The sequence below is a fragment of the Shewanella gaetbuli genome (assembly GCF_023284065.1).
Classification (GTDB): domain Bacteria; phylum Pseudomonadota; class Gammaproteobacteria; order Enterobacterales; family Shewanellaceae; genus Shewanella; species Shewanella gaetbuli.
Map to the genome: position 1 here is coordinate 126,730 of NZ_JAKIKP010000007.1, position 19,968 is coordinate 146,697.

15 protein-coding genes are annotated in these 19,968 nt (G+C 37.4%); 1 reads left to right on the top strand and 14 read right to left on the bottom strand.

The features are described 5' to 3' along the window. Window positions 1-46 precede the first annotated feature (46 nt). The 4 genes from L2672_RS10955 to L2672_RS10970 are packed head-to-tail and all read right to left on the bottom strand — an operon-like array spanning window position 47 to window position 5,489. Window positions 47-2,083, bottom strand: coding sequence for an EH signature domain-containing protein (locus L2672_RS10955; RefSeq protein WP_248995891.1), 2,037 nt, complete (start codon window positions 2,081-2,083; stop codon window positions 47-49). Further along, window positions 2,073-2,732: an OmpA/MotB family protein gene (locus L2672_RS10960; RefSeq protein ID WP_248995892.1), complete on the bottom strand. Its 660-nt coding sequence runs from the start codon at window positions 2,730-2,732 to the stop codon at window positions 2,073-2,075. The genes L2672_RS10955 and L2672_RS10960 overlap by 11 nt, the downstream gene beginning before the upstream one ends. Beyond that, complete coding sequence (locus L2672_RS10965; RefSeq protein WP_248995893.1) at window positions 2,732-5,143, bottom strand: hypothetical protein; 2,412 nt, start codon at window positions 5,141-5,143, stop codon at window positions 2,732-2,734. The genes L2672_RS10960 and L2672_RS10965 overlap by 1 nt, the downstream gene beginning before the upstream one ends. A gap of 7 nt (window positions 5,144-5,150) precedes the next feature. Then, entirely contained in the window at window positions 5,151-5,489 is a 339-nt protein-coding gene (locus L2672_RS10970) for a hypothetical protein (protein ID WP_248995894.1), read from the bottom strand. Window positions 5,490-6,258: 769 nt separating this feature from the next. Here L2672_RS10970 and L2672_RS10975 point away from each other — a divergent pair. Then, entirely contained in the window at window positions 6,259-7,125 is an 867-nt protein-coding gene (locus L2672_RS10975) for a hypothetical protein (RefSeq protein ID WP_248995895.1), read from the top strand. Window positions 7,126-7,234: 109 nt separating this feature from the next. Here the strand turns inward: L2672_RS10975 and L2672_RS10980 are convergent, their stop codons facing one another. From L2672_RS10980 to L2672_RS11025, 10 genes are all read right to left on the bottom strand, one after another. Further along, window positions 7,235-8,128 carry a DUF1643 domain-containing protein gene (locus L2672_RS10980; protein WP_248995896.1) on the bottom strand — a complete coding sequence of 298 codons (894 nt, stop codon included), beginning with the start codon at window positions 8,126-8,128 and terminating at the stop codon, window positions 7,235-7,237. Window positions 8,129-8,184: 56 nt separating this feature from the next. Then, complete coding sequence (locus L2672_RS10985) at window positions 8,185-9,342, bottom strand: PcfJ domain-containing protein (protein ID WP_248995897.1); 1,158 nt, start codon at window positions 9,340-9,342, stop codon at window positions 8,185-8,187. Between the two features lie 19 nt (window positions 9,343-9,361). Continuing rightward, window positions 9,362-10,330 (bottom strand): hypothetical protein, encoded by a 969-nt coding sequence (locus L2672_RS10990; RefSeq protein WP_248995898.1) that lies wholly within the window; start codon window positions 10,328-10,330, stop codon window positions 9,362-9,364. 185 nt (window positions 10,331-10,515) lie between these two features. After that, window positions 10,516-10,854, bottom strand: a complete 339-nt coding sequence (locus L2672_RS10995) for a hypothetical protein (protein WP_248995899.1) — start codon at window positions 10,852-10,854, stop codon at window positions 10,516-10,518. A gap of 230 nt (window positions 10,855-11,084) precedes the next feature. Next, window positions 11,085-11,741: an amino acid adenylation gene (locus L2672_RS11000; protein ID WP_248995900.1), complete on the bottom strand. Its 657-nt coding sequence runs from the start codon at window positions 11,739-11,741 to the stop codon at window positions 11,085-11,087. Continuing rightward, on the bottom strand, window positions 11,734-13,068 hold the full coding sequence (locus L2672_RS11005; RefSeq protein WP_248995901.1) for an McrC family protein: 1,335 nt from the start codon (window positions 13,066-13,068) through the stop codon (window positions 11,734-11,736). Before L2672_RS11005 ends, L2672_RS11000 begins: the two co-directional genes overlap by 8 nt. Window positions 13,069-13,078: 10 nt before the next feature. Beyond that, the gene (locus L2672_RS11010) at window positions 13,079-15,601 is read right to left on the bottom strand and encodes an McrB family protein (protein ID WP_248995902.1); all 2,523 of its coding nucleotides are present in this window, start codon (window positions 15,599-15,601) and stop codon (window positions 13,079-13,081) included. 10 nt (window positions 15,602-15,611) lie between these two features. Continuing rightward, window positions 15,612-16,844 (bottom strand): DUF6161 domain-containing protein, encoded by a 1,233-nt coding sequence (locus tag L2672_RS11015; RefSeq protein ID WP_248995903.1) that lies wholly within the window; start codon window positions 16,842-16,844, stop codon window positions 15,612-15,614. 270 nt (window positions 16,845-17,114) lie between these two features. Further along, complete coding sequence (locus L2672_RS11020) at window positions 17,115-18,326, bottom strand: restriction endonuclease subunit S (RefSeq protein WP_248995904.1); 1,212 nt, start codon at window positions 18,324-18,326, stop codon at window positions 17,115-17,117. Beyond that, complete coding sequence (locus tag L2672_RS11025; protein ID WP_248995905.1) at window positions 18,323-19,900, bottom strand: type I restriction-modification system subunit M; 1,578 nt, start codon at window positions 19,898-19,900, stop codon at window positions 18,323-18,325. Before L2672_RS11025 ends, L2672_RS11020 begins: the two co-directional genes overlap by 4 nt. Window positions 19,901-19,968 lie beyond the last annotated feature (68 nt).

Genomic DNA, 19,968 nt, shown 5'->3' on the forward strand with positions numbered 1-19,968 from the left:
CATGAAGACTAACCAATTAATAGTTTTTTGCAATTGCCACGGTGCATCAATATCTTTCAAGTAGCTTAGCTAGTTGTGCTAAATCTTTATCTGATGCGACACCAACATACTTATCAGCGTAAATAAATTGTGGCTCATTCCAATTCGCACGTTCAACTGAAAATATTTTTTCACCTGGATATGTCTGGAAAAGTAACGAGTTCTTTCTTCCCGATTGATTTTGAATCAAGTTACGGTCTAATATTACCCAACCATAATAACTCGAGTAACCAATCCAAATTTTTCGAACGGTGTTGAGTGAAGTAATCACTTTTTGAAATTCTAACTTCTTCTTCGCAAATCTAGATAAGTTAGCAGCCTTAGCGAATACAGCCGCTTCTTTGTGACCAGCTTCAGCTATATTCATAATAAGATCTTCGCCCTTAGTCCTTTGAGGAGCAGTACCTTGCATAAGCATTAAACCTAACTGCCATTTAGCTTGGTTATTATTCTCGCTGGCCGCCTGTTCTAATAATTGCATATGTGCTTTTTCAGAATCCAACTCTTTAGCCACGATTGCTCTGGAATATAAAGTAGCTCCAGCATCAGAGAGCTCTTTTGAATCACCATACTTCGGATTCATTAATTCCAACTTCCAAAAGTTGCGTAACCACATCTCCATCTTTTCCGCACGGTCTTTTAAAAAAGTTGAACTAGGCTTGACGATACCGGTTTCATAGGAATATCTGGCTGCAGTCTTTGGAAGTCCGACAAAAAACTCAGTCCGCTTATTTGGCAAAATGGTGTACTTTTCTCGTAACAGCTTTTCACAAAAGTGCTGCCAAGATGTTAGGTGGTCATGAATATCCGCTTGCACAAAATCTAGAATATCTTTAATAGAAAGAGCACCGTTATTAAACAGAGCTTTAGCATTCCATTCTATGTTTTTGAAGATGCGAGTTTCACTAAATTGACCTCTTAAGAACTCAACAATGATGACCTTTTCAAGCTCAAATATTAAAATCTCAGTTTGGAAATTTGAACACGCCTTTAGTACTTCAACGTTGGCAGGGATCGCCCTCATTTGCTCTTCAATGTATTCATAACTAGTTTGTGGAAGTAACACGCGAATACGATTAAAACGCTCTGAGTAATTTGACCAAAATGAAGCACGACTTTTAATTTGGCGTTGTTCAAACTCTTCTAACGCAAGCTGCTGTGCTGCATTTTGACTGCATAGCATTCTAGTAATTAACTTTAATTCAAAAAAATTTGATAGGTTAAACTTACGTTTAAGTAGCGCTCTAGCTTCAACACTTAACTCATACCAATAGGTATCTTTTTTCATTGGCAAACAATGTTCTTCAATTATAGTTGTACTAACTTCACCATAAGTATCAATTTGAAGTTTTCTGACAAATTCATCACAATACTTTATCCTATCCTTGGTCGTATCCAACGAATAGAAGCAGCTAGTAATCCAAAGAACATCGCTTTTAGTGTGTAAATTTTCTTGTAATACGCTAATAATCAAACTTGCAACTTTTTGTATATACGTATTAGCCAATGGTAAGCGTAAAGACTTAACTCGCTGCTTGGGAGTCATTTTTTTGCTATAACAATCGAGGATCATTACTTTAAAATCACTTTTGTAAAGTGCTAACAACCAATCAATTTTCTGTGAGACTATTGAATCGAGTCCTTTAGTTGTTCTAGCTATTTCCATGGTTTCAAGTAACTGATAAACGATGCTACTCGGCTTTCCATCTAATGCTAAAGCAACCTTAAAAAATGCAATATTACCTAAAATTTTATTGCTACATATTGCAGTCCACACCGCTCGACATGCATCAAACACGTCGTCTTCACATAAGTTTTGCCATTGAAGAGGGTTTTCAATGACGTCTAACCATTCACAAATTGAGATATTTGCATACAGCCCCTCATCAACTAGTTTGACTATCTCTTTTAGAGTTTTAGGAGGAAAGCTTGGCAAAATTATCTCGCCACCTCCTATAGATAAAAAATCTTCAGCTAAGTCTTTATCTATGCCATTAATGCTTGGCAACTCTGGTAAAGAAAAAGAAAACATATTACTTTTCAACTTTCTCTACCTCTGAAAAGTGCCCTAAAAACTCATCATCTTTAAATTGGAATCGAAACTTTACTTTACGATCTGATGCATTTACATTAATCGGGTCTGCCTCTATCGGCCCTCGGCCAGATATGACCACTTTGTCAAAGAAGCGCGCTTTATTCTCGAACTCCATCGAATTAATAAAAGTGATAACACTGTTGGCACGTAATACACTTAACTCCATGTTGCGATTAAATGCACCTTCCGAACTGGAGTGGCCTTCAATAACAATACGGCTTACTTCTTGTGCCGTTGCATCACTTTGAAAAATAACGTCTGAATAAATGGGTATAAATGTACTCAAAAATTTCTGACCAGATTCTTTCAATTTATAATCATCTAGATCAAATAATATCGAGTCAGTGATAGAGATGTCACCGGTATCTGAATCAGCTTGCACCTCTATACCCACTGCATTTAGCGCGTCGTTAATCCCTTTAATAATGACTACTCGAGTATTTTGACTATCTTCATATACTTCTGATATTTGGACTAAAGCACTAATTAGCAATAATGCAAAAATCATTAGTAGTACGGACATTAAATCGCCAATCGAAAGCCAAACCCCTGATTCATCGGCATCAACAGTTTTCAGTTCAGTACTAAACCCACGCATTAGGAAATCAACTCATGTTCTGCTTCAAACTCACGAAGCTGAACTTGCGAAGTAATCAGATAGCTTGCCGCTTGCGATAGCTTATTGTGAATAGTTGAGGCAGACTGATCAAAATCTTTGAAGAAGGTTTCAAAGCTTTCATTAGCCCGAGTAAAATAATCATCCATTGCTTTCGGTAAATTCTCAGTCACATTTGTAAATGTTGCAGCGGCTTTAGAGTACTCTTTTTTCAACAAAGCAATTTCACGACCCATTGTATGAGCCGCATCTTGAAGTTCTGCCATTTTAGATACTTCATTTAAACCTATTGCTTTAGCTACACGCTCTACTGTTTGTGCAGATGCCTCTAAATTTTGGTACTGGGCAGTTAGTTCTTGAAGCAAATTATGGCGAGCTTTGTACTCACTTTCGAACACTTGACGGAAATTATCGACAACTTCATTCAAGCCATTACGCTGCTTGCTTAAGCTATTTTCTAACAGGCTATTTTGCTGTTCAAAGTAGTTTGTAAGATTCTCTTGGTACTGCACTCGGAAGGCTTCAAGTTCACTTTGTACCGTCTCTGACATTGATTTAACTTTGTTGTCTATATCACCTAAACCTTGTTGAAGCTCAGTTTTGGCTGACTCCATGACGCCACTGGCTTCAATACCGACTAACTTAATAACATCGGCCTGTTCTTTAAAGATCATCTGTGAACTTGCTACTAAATTAGCAATTCGAGTCTCCATTTCGCCAAATAAGTGCGACTCCTCATCACGGCGTAATTTTACTGAGGTTTCAAAATCTTTGTGAGCCCTATTCATCAACGCTGTTGCGGCATCCCCAGTATTAGCAATAACAGTCGATTGAGCCTGGAATGAATTAGAAACATCGTGTAATAGAATACTAATTCGTTTTTCAATCTCACCAAATAAGTACGACTCCTCGTCACGACGTAACTCAACCGAAGTTTCAAAGTCTTCCTGAGCCTTGTTAATTAATGCGGTTGCGACATCACCTGTTTTGGCAATAACTGTTGACTGTGCTTCGAAAGAGTTTGATGTCTCGTTAAGCAAAGCATTAATCCGTGTAGTAACATCTTCAAATAGCGCCCTTTCAGAAACTTGGCGTTGATCTAATGCAAGCTCTAATGACTCTTTCATACCTTCAAATGCCGATGCTGCATCTTGTGAGCTTTGTTCAAATGCCACTCGCTGCTGGTCCATGCCTTGTGAGGCACCTTGGAGCATATTATTAACCTCTGTAGCTATTTGACTCATTGCTCCTTGAGTGTCTTCTTTAAAGCTCGATAAAATTGTTTGTAAAGACTTTGCAAACGATTGCAACTGAGCCATAGTTTCTTTTTGGAATCCATCAATTGTATTAACTGTTTCTGACGTCGTTGTAATCACGCGCTCAACATTGGCATTCAAGGTAGCAGTAACAGTGTTACTCTCGCTTACTGCTGCACTAGTTTTACTAAGCTCCTCAGTAACTGGCTCAATAAGTTCTGACTTCATCTCTCCAATTAATAGTTGTACTAATTCTTTCTGTGATTGTTCCTTGATGTCACGCAAGGTAGCAAGCTCAACCTTTATTGCCTCTAACGTTGGTACCATTGTGACTTCAATTGACGAAGACAAGGCTGATGCAACTCTTTCTGCAATCACATCACCATTAAATGACTCACCTAATTTATTTAAAGCCGAAGATGTCTGCTCCATCTTCTCGCCCATCGTCTCCATTACTTTAGATGAGCGTAATTGCGCTTCAATAACCTGCTCTTGTCCTTCATTTGACATGTTTTTTAAATAATAAATAGCACTGGCTTCATAGTATTCCTTTGAAATAGCATAAATGAATGTTTTCTGAGCCTTTGCAACTGAACTAGAAGAGAATTTAATAAGCCCCATAAAAATTGCAGAAGTACTTAACCCTGCTAACGATGTATAAAACGCAGTTTTCATGCCTTCTAAAAGTTCAGCAGCTGATGCAAGTAATGCTTTTGAATCGCCAGACATTCCAAACTGGCTTAAACCTAGAGTAATACCCAAAAATGTACCAGTTATACCGATACTAGTTAATAGAGCTGGTACCAATTTGTAACGATTTGGATCATATGCTGGTATCATTTGAGAAATAGGTGTTTTTGATAACCAAAGTGCCCCTTTAGATTCTATCTCAAGGAAATCAGCTTTTGGTGAATATATAAGATGGTTGGTAACCCACAACCTTTGAGCACTATTTAGGGAGTCCATACTTAAATAATTATTATCGCTATTACTCTTCACTTTTAGAAGATCTTGTAGCTGCGACTTTGCTCTATTACTCGAAAGGATTTCTCTAATGGTAAAGAAACAAAAAATAAGTACTGTGATCGAAATGATAAGATCTGTTACCAGATCTCCAGAAGTAAAATTATTAAACATGGACAACCTATTGTTTCAAGAAACTTTCAATTTCTTCTATTGTAAAAATGTCATGAGCAATTCTTGCAGGTAAATGCTCTGCATCGCTTCGCAATACTCCATTAATGGTTACAGGATGTTTTAGGCGAACGCTATAAACCTGCTCTTCATGATCATGACTATCTGTAGCGACCATTAAATATGCATCATTCGAAAACTCTCTAAGTAAAGTCGCTTGCAAAGAGGATTTAGTATCTCGAAAAGAATTTGTAGCAGGAAAGTTATTGCCAAACTGCTCTTTAGATAATTTCCATGCATGATTCACAGCAATGATCCGTGAAATTATTTCATTTTTTAGAACCGTCATAACTATATCCCCTCCCAATTAATACAAACAAAATCATTTTAAGATTTAACATGTGTTGTTCAAGCAAGCATGTTCATTGAATTTTAAGGAATTTTCCAAAAAGGAAGACATTAATTTAATTAAAGTATTATTAAGTTATCGGTAGGTGTACAACACGAATAACCAGAGGTTTAAAATTACTTGGTTTAAGAAGTGACTAATGACTTTTATACCTGTCCACATCTAAGTTGTAATGTTCTAAAATTAAGGGAACTAACTCAAGAATTTTGTGCTTCTTACTTTTAACTTAAACATTTATCCAACATTCCACCAACCTTATCTGCCTCAGTGTTGATGATACTCAATAAACCACTTTAATTTTAATAACAATTAACCAGAACAAGCATTAAGCCACCTAGTTAAATATAAGGTTGAGTTTAATTGTTAAAGTAAAATGGCTAGATACCAAACAGTAACGGTAACCAAGTCATTAGCTTTAACTGGTTACATATATCACTTTTCAAGAAAAAAAGTGAAGAGCAAATATAGATAATTAACACAAAAATTAAGAGTCAAATATGTAAAAAATTGACTCATTTATCTTGTAATAATTTTTTAAATCTTGACCAAAAAAATTAACAGAATCAAAACAAACAGCAGGCAAATCTAGCATAAATATAACAGAATAATTTTATATTCAAAAGTTTTATAGATAAAGCTGACAAAAAGATCGACTTTCTATAAATTAATTCATAAGTATTTTATTCAATTATCAATTAATCCTAAAAATATGAAGCCAGATAATATGTTACCAACAAAAATCAAAGTATTAGTAAAACATCAAGAACATTGCAATCTAGATTCATTCCCTCTACGTTTCGGTTTTAGTTTCGATAGAGACCAAATGATAGAAATTAGCCAAGAAACAGAAGCAGAACCATCAGAAAAATATCCCAACAGATGGCGGTTTAAGGGCTCGATGATAAACCCAGAGTCAGGAATACTTGAAAAAGCCTCTTTTGTGATAGTCAAAACCAATTCTAATTCAAAAATCGTAACAGCCTGGCGAAATGATCAAGAAACGGAATATTATCTTTCAGAAGTAATGAAATCACTGAGAAAATCCGGTGCATTAACGGTCATTGATCTTTTAGGTTTTCATCAAAAATACATTCAAGGTGAACTCTGCACACATGCCGATCTCGTTAATGCTCTATCAACCAATAAATCGAGTTCAGAGATTGATAAAATCAAACGTGAATCCTCTGAAACTGTAGCTAAAGTCTGTGAAGAACTTGAACATATTAAAATTGAAAACATGATATTAAAAGAGGAAAATATAGTGCTTAAAAACCAGCTAGATAAGGAAAAAGAACAAGCTCGCCGCACTAATGAACAAGTAAGTACTAGTGCTCCAAATACGCTAGTAAGTGTTGAACTATCAATTATTCATAATAACTCTTCTTGTACGGTGTTGACTCTAGGTGACAATCAAAAATGGTATATGGTCACTAAATACTTTGATAAAAATGGCGATGTTACTCGTAAGGCGCAATCTTTAATTGGTAAGCAAGTTGTTATTACTTCTTGGGATCCAATTGATGAACCAGGAAAATGGTCATCTCGAAACTATTTTAGAAACATTTATAAAATATAGTAGCTTTAGCCTAAGTTTCTTCTGAGAGCATAGTCAAGTCAAGCTAATCTTTTCTATGCTCTAACGCTCAACTCAAGATAATATTTAACCACTTTGACTTTATTGATATTTATATAAATACTCCTGCCCCTTGTTCGTACGTTTGCATATACTGCTCGACCCAATTAACTTGATTGGTTAAACGAGTACAAAGTGCTTCACCTCTATTTATTTCAACAATTGGTTGATACCCCTCCCATTTAAACTGATTATCATCGAATCCAGAACAACTTACACTTTCTTTATAAATGGTAAGCTTGTTATGATTTAAATACTCTGAATATAAAACACCATCATCAGAAAGCACGAATAATTTCGGCCATGTATTATAAGTTTTTTTTGCATAGAAAAATCTAAACGTTTTTTTTGCTGACACCATATTTAGCATATGTGTAATATCATTTACCCACTGAATTTGTTGTTTATCACCTCGAGGTAAAGGGTGATAGTAAGCTAAAACACTATCGGTTTTTAGCTTGCCAATGGGAGATTTTATTTTAAGCGTTTTAATTGCCATTTCAGCAAGATGATTTAGCGCAGGATCAATTCCCCAAGCAAAAATAACAGGTACATCTTTTATAAACAATTCATTTAGTTCATTATTTCTTTGTGGATCAAATATAGAATGCGGAAAGCATTTTGATTTTTCTGAACAAATAAAATCATATAGCACTTTAGATTTTGGAGTTCGCAAATCAGATAGATTTAATATACGCGCAAAGACACGAGAGGTATTGCGCATTACTTCCATAATTTGATCTTGGGTTCTATCTGGAATAGTAAGTGTTACCTCACAACTATTATCTACACCATTAATAGGTTTAGATGCACCAGGATTCATCATTATTACCATTAAATCTGGTATGTTACTATTCGATGACTTGCACCGTATGTCCAAATATTTTCTACATTTATACCCTGAATGTTCATAAAACATTCCCGTGATATTAAATTGTTCTTTCATCTTAAATGCCCTAAAAATTTAACCAATGTGCTCTCATTAACACTGAAGCAAACAATTCAAACACCACCCTCACACTTGTTCCCATCCTTCTTTGCAGCCTCTAACCACTTATAAACAAGTTCGCGGGTTTCGTTTGTTGGGAGCGCATTACACTTTCCTGCTATTTGATCCAACTGAATCACATGTTTATGTTTGTCTTTCTTATAAACACTTACGCCGATGGTGATCCGCTCAGGCTTTATCATGGTAAAAGCGCAATAATGACCACCCACAATTCTATGGTGATAAACCGCAATACAATGTTTTTGTGATTTACCTTCATTAATCAATTCATCGTAATTTTTAATCGGAACAATATACTCATTTCCAGGTATAAGTTCTGGATAAGGTAAATCAGCATTATCTGGCCTTACTTTTTCACGTCGTTCAGCCCTGATATTATTTCGCTGCTCAATCCATAAGTGATGTAATTCTTGTAACTCTTCAAGAGAGGCCAATTCCCTTACTCTAGCCGTTGGATCATTTACGCCTAATTCAATACCTAACATCAATGTGTCAGATAAATAGCGAACTAAAGAGACACGTCTGATTTGACAATTATTCGCGTATTGCCCCAAACGACTTCCTGTTAAAAACGGGAATTTGCCATCTAAGCTCAAAGCAGCAAAGTTAACCCTTGAGTAATGCTTGAATACCTTATGACGACAAAAACGTGCATCCAACTGTTTTTTAACGTGTTCAAGCTCTATATTGCGTTCAAAATCAAGTGCTAGCTTATCAATAAACTTTAAAGCCGCTTTTGAACCGTCATACCCAAGATTTTTTAGAATATCTCGCTGACCGAGATTGCTTAACGTCAAAGCCATACGATTATCAATCGCAAAATGTTCGCATATTAAAACCAATAATAACGGCCTAGACATAAGTAGCTGTTTTGCTGGCTCAGAATTAGCAACAAGCCATAGCATCTGATATTGATGCTCAACAAACGGTGCCGTTTTCTTCAAGTACTCCTCAGGAATGCTATTTTCCCAGTCCGTATCCGCATAAAACTGGCTAATAATGTTAAACCCTAATCCAATTCCGCCTTCTATCAACTCTTTCGATTTATTATTAAACACCCTATAAGCATTTAAGTTACTGTTCCAATTATGTAACTCTAAATCATATTCAAAACCAAGCGTTCGTGTTGGTATAACAAGTTGTTGATTCATTTGAATACCCATACCTTTTCTAAGCCACTTCTAGGCGAGTAATAATAGCCTCTAGAGGAATCGATTTTTGGCGGATCATTGCTACAACAGCCTCAATATCCTGCTCTCGGTTCAATGTCATAGCTTGTTCAATATTACTAATTAGCTCATTCGCCTGATCGCTTGTCATCGTCCGAAACGCATTTACACGATTATGGGTAGAGAGTTGCAAAAGTTGTGTTAAACCAGTTAACTTTTTACTTTGGCCATCCTGAGCGATTTGAGCTTTAGCCGTTGGTATTACTTTCTCTTGTTTAATTTCGGGCAAAGCTTGCTGGCCTTTACTCAATTCCCTCACTGGCTTATTAATCGACTTGGAGATGATGCTAATATCTGATTCAGCTTGCTCTATAGTGGTGTTCTCGACCAGCAAATCTGAATAAAATGCCATAGTAGGCAGCATGAAATTCAAATGCCTCAGAATGCTTGATTCAATCTCTTTCATCGCCTTAGGTTTAATATAATTAGCTTGCCTTTGATTCTGCAAAGTATGAGATATTGACGCTTTAACAATTTTTAGGCGCTCATCCTTAATAAAGTCAATATCATTCGTCTCAAGCACTTTGTCTTGCTCTTGCTGCTTAATAGAATCCACCCTGGTTCTTAAAGATTTAATGCAAGTTTGAATTAATTTTTCAAAATTAGGTTGAAACATCGATTTAATCGAAGGGTTTTGTGGTGTTGCCTTCATTGACGTATTCGCTAAATTCGACGTTAACACTTCGATTGCTTTTAATTCTCTTTTGACATGGCTCATAAAATTATCTAATGACTTAGTGTCAGATGGCGTCGAGCTGGTATATAAAGGCTTATCAAGCCCTTCTATTAACACTTTTAGATGATTATTTTGAGTTTTTTCATAGGTGAATGGTATTTGAGTGCCAAGTAGTTCATTTAAAAACTTGATAACACTCTTTTGATACTTACTAAAAGTTGCTTGCTTGCACATATCTTTACCCTTTGCTTCAAAGTGATGAAAAATAAATTTGAATCAAAAGCAGCAAGTGTTTCTTAGCATAAAATTGCCAACCACAATTTAAAAATGTTGTAGGCAATACTAAGAGGCTGCTACTGCTTAAAGTTTGATTGAGGTTGTGCTTAAATCTGATGATTTAAGTACACCTAAGCCGAATTTCAGTTAATGAAAAAGCGCTCAAGTTCTTTAAGGCTTACTGTACCAGCCCCTTCAAATTGAAAAATTTTTTGAATAGGTATCTCTACCTTAATAATTGCTTTTTTATCCGTGGGATCAGGTCTAACTACAAAACCTAGTTGAGCCCCCTCTTCCCAAATAATGACATAAAGCGGATCGCCGTGTTTGCTGTAATCAATTGCTGCTTTACCCGAAAATAAAGCCTTGGCGCCTCTTTTATTACCCAAGGCATTCTCTAAAGATTGATGAGAAGCTTTTCGCCATGCATTCTTTGTATGTATGGCTCTGTAGTTAACTTTTTTTGTTTTTAATATATTCATGTTTACTGGCCCCAAAATTGGATTGACATAAAATGATTGACTAAATGAGTAATTCAATCTGTACATCTATATCAAAGCAACAAAGGGGCCAATATTTAAAGAATTGATTTTAAACACAAAATAAAACATCAAACAAATACAAACACATCGAATAGTAATTTTTATTACCTATAGGTAATTTAATTAAAAGTTAAGTTTAAACGGAAAATCTTATTCTAAACATTCTGATTTTAAGGGCGGTTACAATTTGTTATAGCGCCATCACCTAAAACCTGTCTCTGGCAATACGCCAATAGAATTTCCACAGGGATCACTTTCTCTTTACGCTTAGTTTCTTTATTTGTTATCCGTTTTACCGAAGTGTTTAGGTAAATTGCTAATTCAGTCGCTTGCTGAGCCGATAACTCAGAGGCACCTTGCTCCCTTAAAATGTGTTCAACCCAAAGCCCGGCATCACTAATATGCCCATTTATACTTAAATCAGTGTTTTTGACCCACTCTACGTTAAATGTTCCATCAGATAGCTGGCTCAATAATCGGGCTATTTCACTTCTAGGAATGAGTTGATAGCTTTCTAATGTTTCCGCCAACATTGCCTGCCACTCCATAGTGAGTAAATTAGTTAACTCATTAAGAGTTAAGCGTGTAGTAACTGGGATGAAGAAAATGAAGCGACTATTGGCTTCACAAACAATGATGGTCTTTTCATAGGACTTGTATTGGTTATCAATAATGTGAATTTGCCAGCACATAGTTGTGCTGTCTGACTTCAATACGTTGACGCCAGCTTGTTTACCTTCAAGTGTAGGTAATCTCGGCAGGTCTGCATTTAGCCACTTTGCCAGGGAGTTTGACGCACCAAACAACAAAGATATTTCTCTACCCATTTGAAATCCCTAACAACTCTAATTTAACTCTTTCCTTACTCTTATGGCTCAAATCAAATGGCACTACTTTTAACTTTAACTTTCGTTCTTCGTCGTAATAAAAATCATTCATTAAAGGCTGGTCAAAACTATCCGTTTTCGGGTAGATCAATACTAAGCTGCCTTCACCTTTAAGGTACTTGTAGCCATAAGCCAGCATTTGATAAAAATCATTTTGCGACAAACCAAATTTATATTTACCTGCTTTTTTATGTTGATCGATTAACTTCCATTTGGTGTCCAATACCGTGTCAATACCTATAAAATCTTTAAGATAGAGATCAGGCTTGAGGCGGAAATAGTTCCTATCACCATAAGTTACCAATGATTTACTTTTTACTTGAGAAGATAGCTTTTGAGGGTTCGTAACTCGTTGCTTGAGGTATTTAGCGACAAAGTTTTCAAACACGGCTTCCATTGGAAACAACAACGAATAAGCATTGTTATCACCTAACATTGACTGGGGCGAGTAACCTTCCAATATAAGCCTTGCCCAACTTAACGGCACATCATAATGCTGCATTCCTCTTTGGAGTTTCACACTAGAAAAGTCGTTCTTGTAGTTTGTACTAAAAGGCACTTCGTCAAAAGCAAACAGCAGCTCCTGAGATAGCTTCTTACTCTTATTCATATTGGTATACGAGGCGACAGATTTAAGTGCAGAATGAATAAGTCGATTTTCTGCTCTATCCATCAAATAAGCTTCATATTCAACATAAAACTTGTGCCGATTAATAAAATTGTGCTTAAGTTGCTGGCTATGAAGTAGCTTGCCTTTTAGATAAGCACTATTAGTTTGCTCGCTAACATAGTCACTTTTTACGCCCTTCTTAACGAGAACATTCACCGCATTTAAAAACTGTGCGATAAATATTTCCATCAATGGCATTTTTTGCTTCTTAATGCTCGCAACTTCAGTTTCTATGTGGCGAAACTGCTTTAATGACTTGAGCATCATTAACAAGGACTTTTGAGCTTCTGTGGCTGCATTTTCCTGATTATTTGCTTTTGCAATTTTAGGGAGTATTTCTATTTGTGTTCCATCAGGACAAAAAACCACACCAGCGTAATTCTGAACTTGCAGAATTTCCATGCCATGCGCAATTTTCAGCTTTAAAAAACGTGATTCCGACTCATCACATAAACAACACTTTTTAAGATATGCAAAAGCATCTTCTGTTATTGCTTCAACATTATCTTTTTCTACCGCCTTAGTATTTGCACTCAACAGCCCATACTCAAATACGGTGATGCTTGTTGTTTGTCGTCGTTTTAATCCCTTAATCATGATGAGTGAGTTAACCTTCATCCTGGTTTGAGAAAGTTAAATCACTAGCGTTATACATACCTATATAGGTCAAAGCATCAATCCAAAGTTCAGAGTCAACTTTAATTAATTTATAGTCTTGAACGTCATCGGCGATATCACCAACATCCTCTGTATCACCAAAGAGCATCTCATAATCTACATCTGACTGATTGATAAGTTGATAAGCTTCTGGCTTTTGATTGTCTCCAAGCACTAAGCGAATTTTTTGCCAATCGTCAAAAAAGTATTCAGCTAGTAAAGGTATGATCTTATTCTGAAAGCAGTTCTTTAATTCATTAAGCGCCTTATCGTTATCATCAGCAACTATTGCCTTAACCACTGGCATTAAGAACGCATGCCCTAATTGGTGCTCTCTGTCATAAAGCGCTGATATTCGTTTGTTTAGTGCTTGTAATAACAAGGCTAAATCGACTTCAAAACCATTACTTTCAACTCTAAATGGCTCGCCACCTTCGTCACGTAATACATTGTAATCAGGCATCATCTCAACAAAGTCAAAACGGCGGCGAAGCGCGGTATCCATAAGTGCTAAAGACCTATCAGCGGTATTCATGGTGCCGATTATGTAAAGGTTATCCGGTACTGAGAACCTATCACCAGAGTATGGCAATGACACTTCTATAACCTCTTCACCACCCAAACGTTTTGATGGCTCAACCAATGTAATTAGCTCACCAAAAATTTTTGATATATTGCCTCTATTTATTTCATCGATGATTAATACATAGTTTTTACGCTCTTTTTTAGAAGCATCATTTTGTGTTTTGAATTTATTAAGGTACTCAATCACAGCACCATAATATGGTTGAAATCCACCTTTAATTTCTTTTTCACCGTTATGAACAGCTCGCAGTGTCTTAACACTCAACGAATGAACTGACGCTCCTTTACTTTTATCAAATCGAATAGTGTTATTCGTTATATCTGTAACGGTAAAGTATGTTTTTTTACTTAAAGTATCTATTTTAATTCCGTCATCAGCTTCGGCTAACTCTTCAGAAAACGCCTGCCATTTATCTTCAAAAGTACTTGCAACCGTCTTTGTTTTCGCAATTTGGTGCTCTTTTGCATCTAAACATAACGACTTAAACACACCATCTTTTTCAAAGTAACTAAGTTGATCACCTTCAGTTTTAGCGCTTAAACCCTCAACGAATTCCTCATAGCCATAACTTTGATGGAAAGTAACAAACCTTATACGCCCTGTGTCATAAAGTTCCTTATAGAGCTTAGTTAACTCTTCTCGCTGCAACTCTGTAGTGCCTTTCCGCTCATTTATACCGAGCTTATTGTAAGCCTCAGGTTCTGCCGCTTTAACCGCCGCCTGAATTGAGTGATAGGTTTTTCCGGTTCCAGGAGGGCCATATAAAATTTGATTAAGAGGAGATTGATTCTTGCTAATGTTCAGATTGTCCATAACTTGATAACCGCCAGCTTCTTTTTCTTTGACGTCACTTACTTCCGCATAAGACTGTGCTTCAATTTTTTGGGTGAAAACTTGATATAACTGCCATATCAAAATATTGCGCTTGTATATGTCGGTATTGGGTTCTATAAAAGGGGTAACAGCATTTACTAATGTATGGTTATCTTCAAACCAATGCTGAGAGTGAAGCATTGACAACTCAAATTTTGAATTTAACCCTTTAAATATCTCATTTAAATATTCCTTACCAACAACACTAGTCATATGCTCTGGATCAGCTAAAGCAAAAACACGGTGCAATACTGAATAAAGCGTTCTTGAAAAACCTTCTTGCTTCTTCCAATCAGCAAATGCTTTATCAAATGTCGTTTTTGTCGGGCTAGTTAAAATATCTAATGTCAGTTTCTCAAGAAATACTTTATTGTCATCAATCTCTCTCTGATACATAAAGCCATTACCAACGCTTGCAATACCATTCGCTTTTTTAAGCCAAATTTTATGTATTATTTCATCAGTAACAGAGCTTGCTGATGTAACACTTTTTTTTAAGTTACATGCTGCTTTGTAATCTTGATACCAACCTTCTTCTTTAAAAGAATTAACACTTAACCAATCAAATAATATTGCCAAACTATGCTTACTCCTCCCCAGCTTCCAGAGGTCATTAACCCCTTCTACATATTCAGGTTTTATTGATATACCAGAACTTTGCGGGCTCCATTGCTGTTCAGGAAACGCATTTTGCAGTAAAATTTGAGGGACCAACCCTTCATTACAAGAGTGTCTAATATCCTCAACTCGAAAATCAATATAAGTACGTGCCTTGGTTGAGTCTTTCCAACACTTATCTAAATAACTCGCTTTTGTAACGACACCCTTTGAAATAATGCCTCTTGAACCTTTACCTAATTTTATTAGATATACAATATCCCCTTCTACCACTTGTTTACTGTGGCAAGACCAGCGAACAACTTCACCTTTCTGGTAGTCTAAAGTTCCTTGGTCTGAGCCTTCGCCACCTGTTGAGAAATTTTTTGGATTCCAACTTAATAAATATGCAGACATTATCATTTCCTTAACTTTTCGATGATAGGCGATTAATCATATCGACTAGCTGTGTTGGTCCTTGGTCATTTTTAATCATATCGGTGGTGCTTGGCCTGAATAAGGTTTGCAGAATAAGCTGTCGGTCTTCCTCTTTGGGTCCTTGGCCCTTACGGGTTAAAGCTAGGTAAGTATGGATCATGGTTCTGCGCTCTTGAGCATCAGTTGCTAAGTGCAGGTGAGACATAAATATATTACCCACTATCTTAATAATCCAAATGCCAAACGTCGTTATCGCTGCTGCGGTTACTAAACGGCTAACAGCTACTTCCTTGAAAGGCTTATCTAAGCCAAATATTGCAAATAAAATAATGGTCAGCAGAACCACGACAGTCGTTGCACCTAATACCTTTGCATAAAACTTAGCTTTGTCGTTATGGCTATCTTGTTGAATGCCCCAATAACGAACTGCTGCATGTAGTGCTAACTTGTCATCGTATGTTTTTGTGAGGTTTTCTAAATCAGTTTTGGCGTATACTAACTCTTCATCAAACTTCTTCTTAAACTGCTCTTTATGTGAATTTAAGTCCCCTGTTTGCGTTTCCGTTTGGTTTTGCCATTCAGTAATTAAACCATCAACTTTCGAGTTCTGAATTGTCGCTTCATCAATTTTTAATTGATATTCATTAACCCAACTGTCACGCTGATTGGTTTGCTCTTCATCCCAGCGGTCTTTTAATTGCTGCAATGAGTCCGCTTCCTCTTTAATACGATCATCACTACCTGCAAAATAGTCATCTGCTTGCTGTAAGCCTTGATACATTTTGCGATCAACAGGTGACACATTAGCATCAAAAGCAACAGCTAATACGGCGAGACCCAATTCAGCACTTTTGTCAGCTTGGCATTGTACGAATGGTGCAAATGGTGCTTCCTCAGTAAAAAGTTGCTTATTAGTGAGATAGGAGGAAAAGCTGTTACTAAACTGCTCAACTCGATTGTTGTAGTTATCAGGGTCGTTTTTAAATCGGCGCAGACCATTGGTAATTTGTTGTTGTAAGTCATTCCAACTTTGGTCAAATCTGCTAAATAACTGCTGCATTTGATAACGCTGACTCACATTACCGTGAAAACCATATAACTGACGTTGCTGTTGAACCCAGGACAACAACTTTTCAGGATCATCAAACCACTTACTGCCTGTTTCGGTTTTGATGGTGATGCGCTTTAGTTTTATTTCTTCTTGTTCAATTTCTTCTGACATATCAACGTCCTTGTTACTCTTGTTTTAAGTTAAACCCTATAATTCGCAAGCTCAGCAGACGAGCTTTGTGATAAGCAAACTCAGTTGAGCAGTCTTTCTGGGTAGGGGCTTTTTGCATCAGCGGCTAACGCCGTATTTAACGCATAGTCGAGCTATTCACTGATGTTATTGTCGTCATCGGGGTTAATCCCTATATAGTTGGCGTTCTTCAATAGCCTTGAGTAATAGTGACATAAAACATCCTTGTTTTTATTTACCTTGCGTAGAGAGCTAAAGTTCACCAGCGAAAGCTTTTTGGCTTAACGAGTTGAAATTATCATCTAACCACTCAGCACTCTTATCAAAGCTTTTTAGCTTTGATTTAGTTGCTCTCACAATTTTTTCATATTCATTTTGAAGCTCAATTGATGGCAAAAGAATTTTTATATCCTGCAACTCTTGAGCATTAATATTCGCCATTCCGACAATGCTTTTACACATATTTAAAAGCGTCTGCTTACCATGGTATGAATTCAAATAGCCCGAAATATAGTAATTATTGCCGTGTTCATTAGGCCGAACTCGTATCAAGTAGCCTGCTATCGCCATTGGCTCGTCTTCTTCAAAAACAGCGGTTTTACCCACTAACTCTTTACTGTTTGTACGGTTAAAGAGTAAGTCACCTTTTTGTGTCAAATACTTAGGTTTATCATTTGCACTCAGGTCAATATATTTTAGATTTGTAAAATCCCAACCACCTTCGTATGTGATATTTCCCATACGTAACATTGGGTATTCGCCTTCAGTTTCTGACGCTTTACCTGATGACCCGTAATTTACAGTTTCAACAAAATCACGAATAGTACCTCTTGGAAAACTCTTAGGGTTGGTGACTGGATCGCCGAACATGTCGAGGAAGACGCTGCGGAGGAAGTCGTCGGCGAGTTGGATGGCTTGTTGGCGTTTGCGGCGGATGGCGTCGGCTTTATCTAATATCGCGGCAATGCGTTTTTGCTCGTCCAGTGGTGGGAGTGGGATTTGTAGGCTGCGAATGTTTCCTAATGAAACAAACTTCTGTGTTCCCCCTCTAGAATTACTTTGAAATTGACGAATAGCCAAATTGCTATTTAAAAAATGATAAATATAACGATTATAGACTTCTGTACCCTTAGTAAACTTAAAGAGTGCTACGTTTTTAATTGAAAACTCTCGCGATTTTTCAACTATAACTGGATTACCTATAGTACCAATCATTGCATAAAGGATATCACCATCATCAACTGATGAACGCTTAGAAATAGCTTCATGATCTTCCATTGAAATCAAGTTACAGGTTGAGAAGTCAACTTTTCCTCCAACAAGATTTTTTGAAGTTACAAGAGGGATACCTTCGTCTACTGCCTTAGGAGAATCATGAGTACCATCTCTAACATCCATTACGTCATTAGCTTCTACCCAACGCCAATTATTTGGTAACGATTCATCGCATCCCAATTTAATCACAGCATCGCCTCCAACTCTTTAAGGTCAGCCAATATTTCATTTTCCAATGACACTAACTTGCCTAATATTTCTTTTGGGGCTTCGTAGCTTTCTTCTTGGTACACAACTTCTTTGTAACGGTTAATGGATAAATCGTATTTATTTGAGGTGATCTCTTCTTTACTTACCCAGAACGCCTTTTGGGTTTTGTCGTTTTTAGCACTGGTGGCAATGGCTTTATCGCGGGCTTTAAACTCGCGCACTAGGCTGGGTAAGTCGTTGTCTTTTATTGGGGTGCGTTTATCGTCTAGCGAGAAGCCATCGGCTTGGACATCGTAAAACCATACGTGGTCGGTGCTGCCGCCTTTGGTAAAAATCAGGATGGCGGTGGATACGCCCGCGTAAGGTTTAAATACGCCACTTGGCAGTGAGATAACGGCTTCAAGCTGGTTGTTATCTACCAGTAATTTACGCAACTGCTGGTGTGCTTTAGATGAACCGAATAATACCCCGTCTGGCACGATGGTGGCTGAGCGGCCACCCACTTTTAACATGCGCTCGATAAGGGCAACAAACAGCAGCTCAGTTTTTTTGGTTTTCACCTTACGCAGTAGCTCTGGGCAGACGTCTTCTTCATCTAAACTGCCTTTAAATGGCGGGTTAGCAAGAATAATTTCCATGCCTTCTTTGGCCTCGTTGGGGAAGTTTTCACTAAAGCGCTGACTTAAGGTATCTTGGTAATGAATGTCTGGCTGTTTAATGCCGTGCATCACCAGGTTCATGGCGGCAACACGTAACATGGTGGCGTCAAAGTCAAAACCGTGGAACATATCGCTGTCGATATGCTTACGGGCTTCGGCGTCAATTAAATCGCCTGAATAAAGCACGTTTTCAAGTTGCTTGCCGTGTATGTCGAGTAAAGGTTTACCTTCAGCGTCAAACAATGGCTCACGCTCTATGCCCTCTTTGGAACTGTATTTTTCTAGTAGGTATTCGTAAGAGATAGATAAAAAGCCGCCTGTGCCGGTTGATGGATCGCAGATGCGGCTTTGTAGGCTTGGGTCCATCATTTCAACCATGGCGCGAATAATATGGCGCGGGGTTCTAAACTGACCGTTAATGCCTGCGGTGGTCAGTTTACTGAGTAGGTACTCGTATAAATCGCCTTTGGTGTCGGAGTTGTCTAGCGGCAAGTCATTCACCATTTCCACCGCTTTAACCAACAAGCTTTGCTTTTGGATCATCAATTGTGCGTCTTTCATAAACTCGCTGAACAGCGAGCCTTCGTTGTCTGCGGATGAACTAGCGGCGAAAAACGGAAACAGTTCATTGCGAACCACTTTAAATAACTCTTCAGCGCCTAAGTGACGTATATTTTGCCAACGTAGATGCTGCTGATTGTCGTTAAAGCGACGGCTAAATGGCTTGTTGGTACGGGCGCTGCGTTTTTCATCGGCTTGCTCGTTCATATCCAGCATGCGGGCATACATTAAAAAGGTAATTTGCTCAATAACGGTTAACGGGTTGGTAATGCCGCCCGTCCAGAATTCTTCCCAAAGTTTATCGATTTTGCTTTTTAGTGGACCTGTGATCATGTGATTCTCTTTTTTATCTGGATGTTAGCGCACTGAATACGAAAACACTTATGCTAATTAGTTTTACT

Coding starts and splice junctions, on each gene's coding strand:
- L2672_RS10960 (WP_248995892.1), bottom strand. CDS start 2,732: ATGCGTGGGTTTAGTACTGAACTGAAAACTGTTGATGCCGATGAATCA.
- L2672_RS10965 (WP_248995893.1), bottom strand. CDS start 5,143: ATGTTTAATAATTTTACTTCTGGAGATCTGGTAACAGATCTTATCATT.
- L2672_RS10970 (WP_248995894.1), bottom strand. CDS start 5,489: ATGACGGTTCTAAAAAATGAAATAATTTCACGGATCATTGCTGTGAAT.
- L2672_RS10975 (WP_248995895.1), top strand. CDS start 6,259: ATGAAGCCAGATAATATGTTACCAACAAAAATCAAAGTATTAGTAAAA.
- L2672_RS10980 (WP_248995896.1), bottom strand. CDS start 8,128: ATGAAAGAACAATTTAATATCACGGGAATGTTTTATGAACATTCAGGG.
- L2672_RS10985 (WP_248995897.1), bottom strand. CDS start 9,342: ATGAATCAACAACTTGTTATACCAACACGAACGCTTGGTTTTGAATAT.
- L2672_RS10990 (WP_248995898.1), bottom strand. CDS start 10,330: ATGTGCAAGCAAGCAACTTTTAGTAAGTATCAAAAGAGTGTTATCAAG.
- L2672_RS10995 (WP_248995899.1), bottom strand. CDS start 10,854: ATGAATATATTAAAAACAAAAAAAGTTAACTACAGAGCCATACATACA.
- L2672_RS11000 (WP_248995900.1), bottom strand. CDS start 11,741: ATGGGTAGAGAAATATCTTTGTTGTTTGGTGCGTCAAACTCCCTGGCA.
- L2672_RS11005 (WP_248995901.1), bottom strand. CDS start 13,068: ATGATTAAGGGATTAAAACGACGACAAACAACAAGCATCACCGTATTT.
- L2672_RS11010 (WP_248995902.1), bottom strand. CDS start 15,601: ATGTCTGCATATTTATTAAGTTGGAATCCAAAAAATTTCTCAACAGGT.
- L2672_RS11015 (WP_248995903.1), bottom strand. CDS start 16,844: ATGTCAGAAGAAATTGAACAAGAAGAAATAAAACTAAAGCGCATCACC.
- L2672_RS11025 (WP_248995905.1), bottom strand. CDS start 19,900: ATGATCACAGGTCCACTAAAAAGCAAAATCGATAAACTTTGGGAAGAA.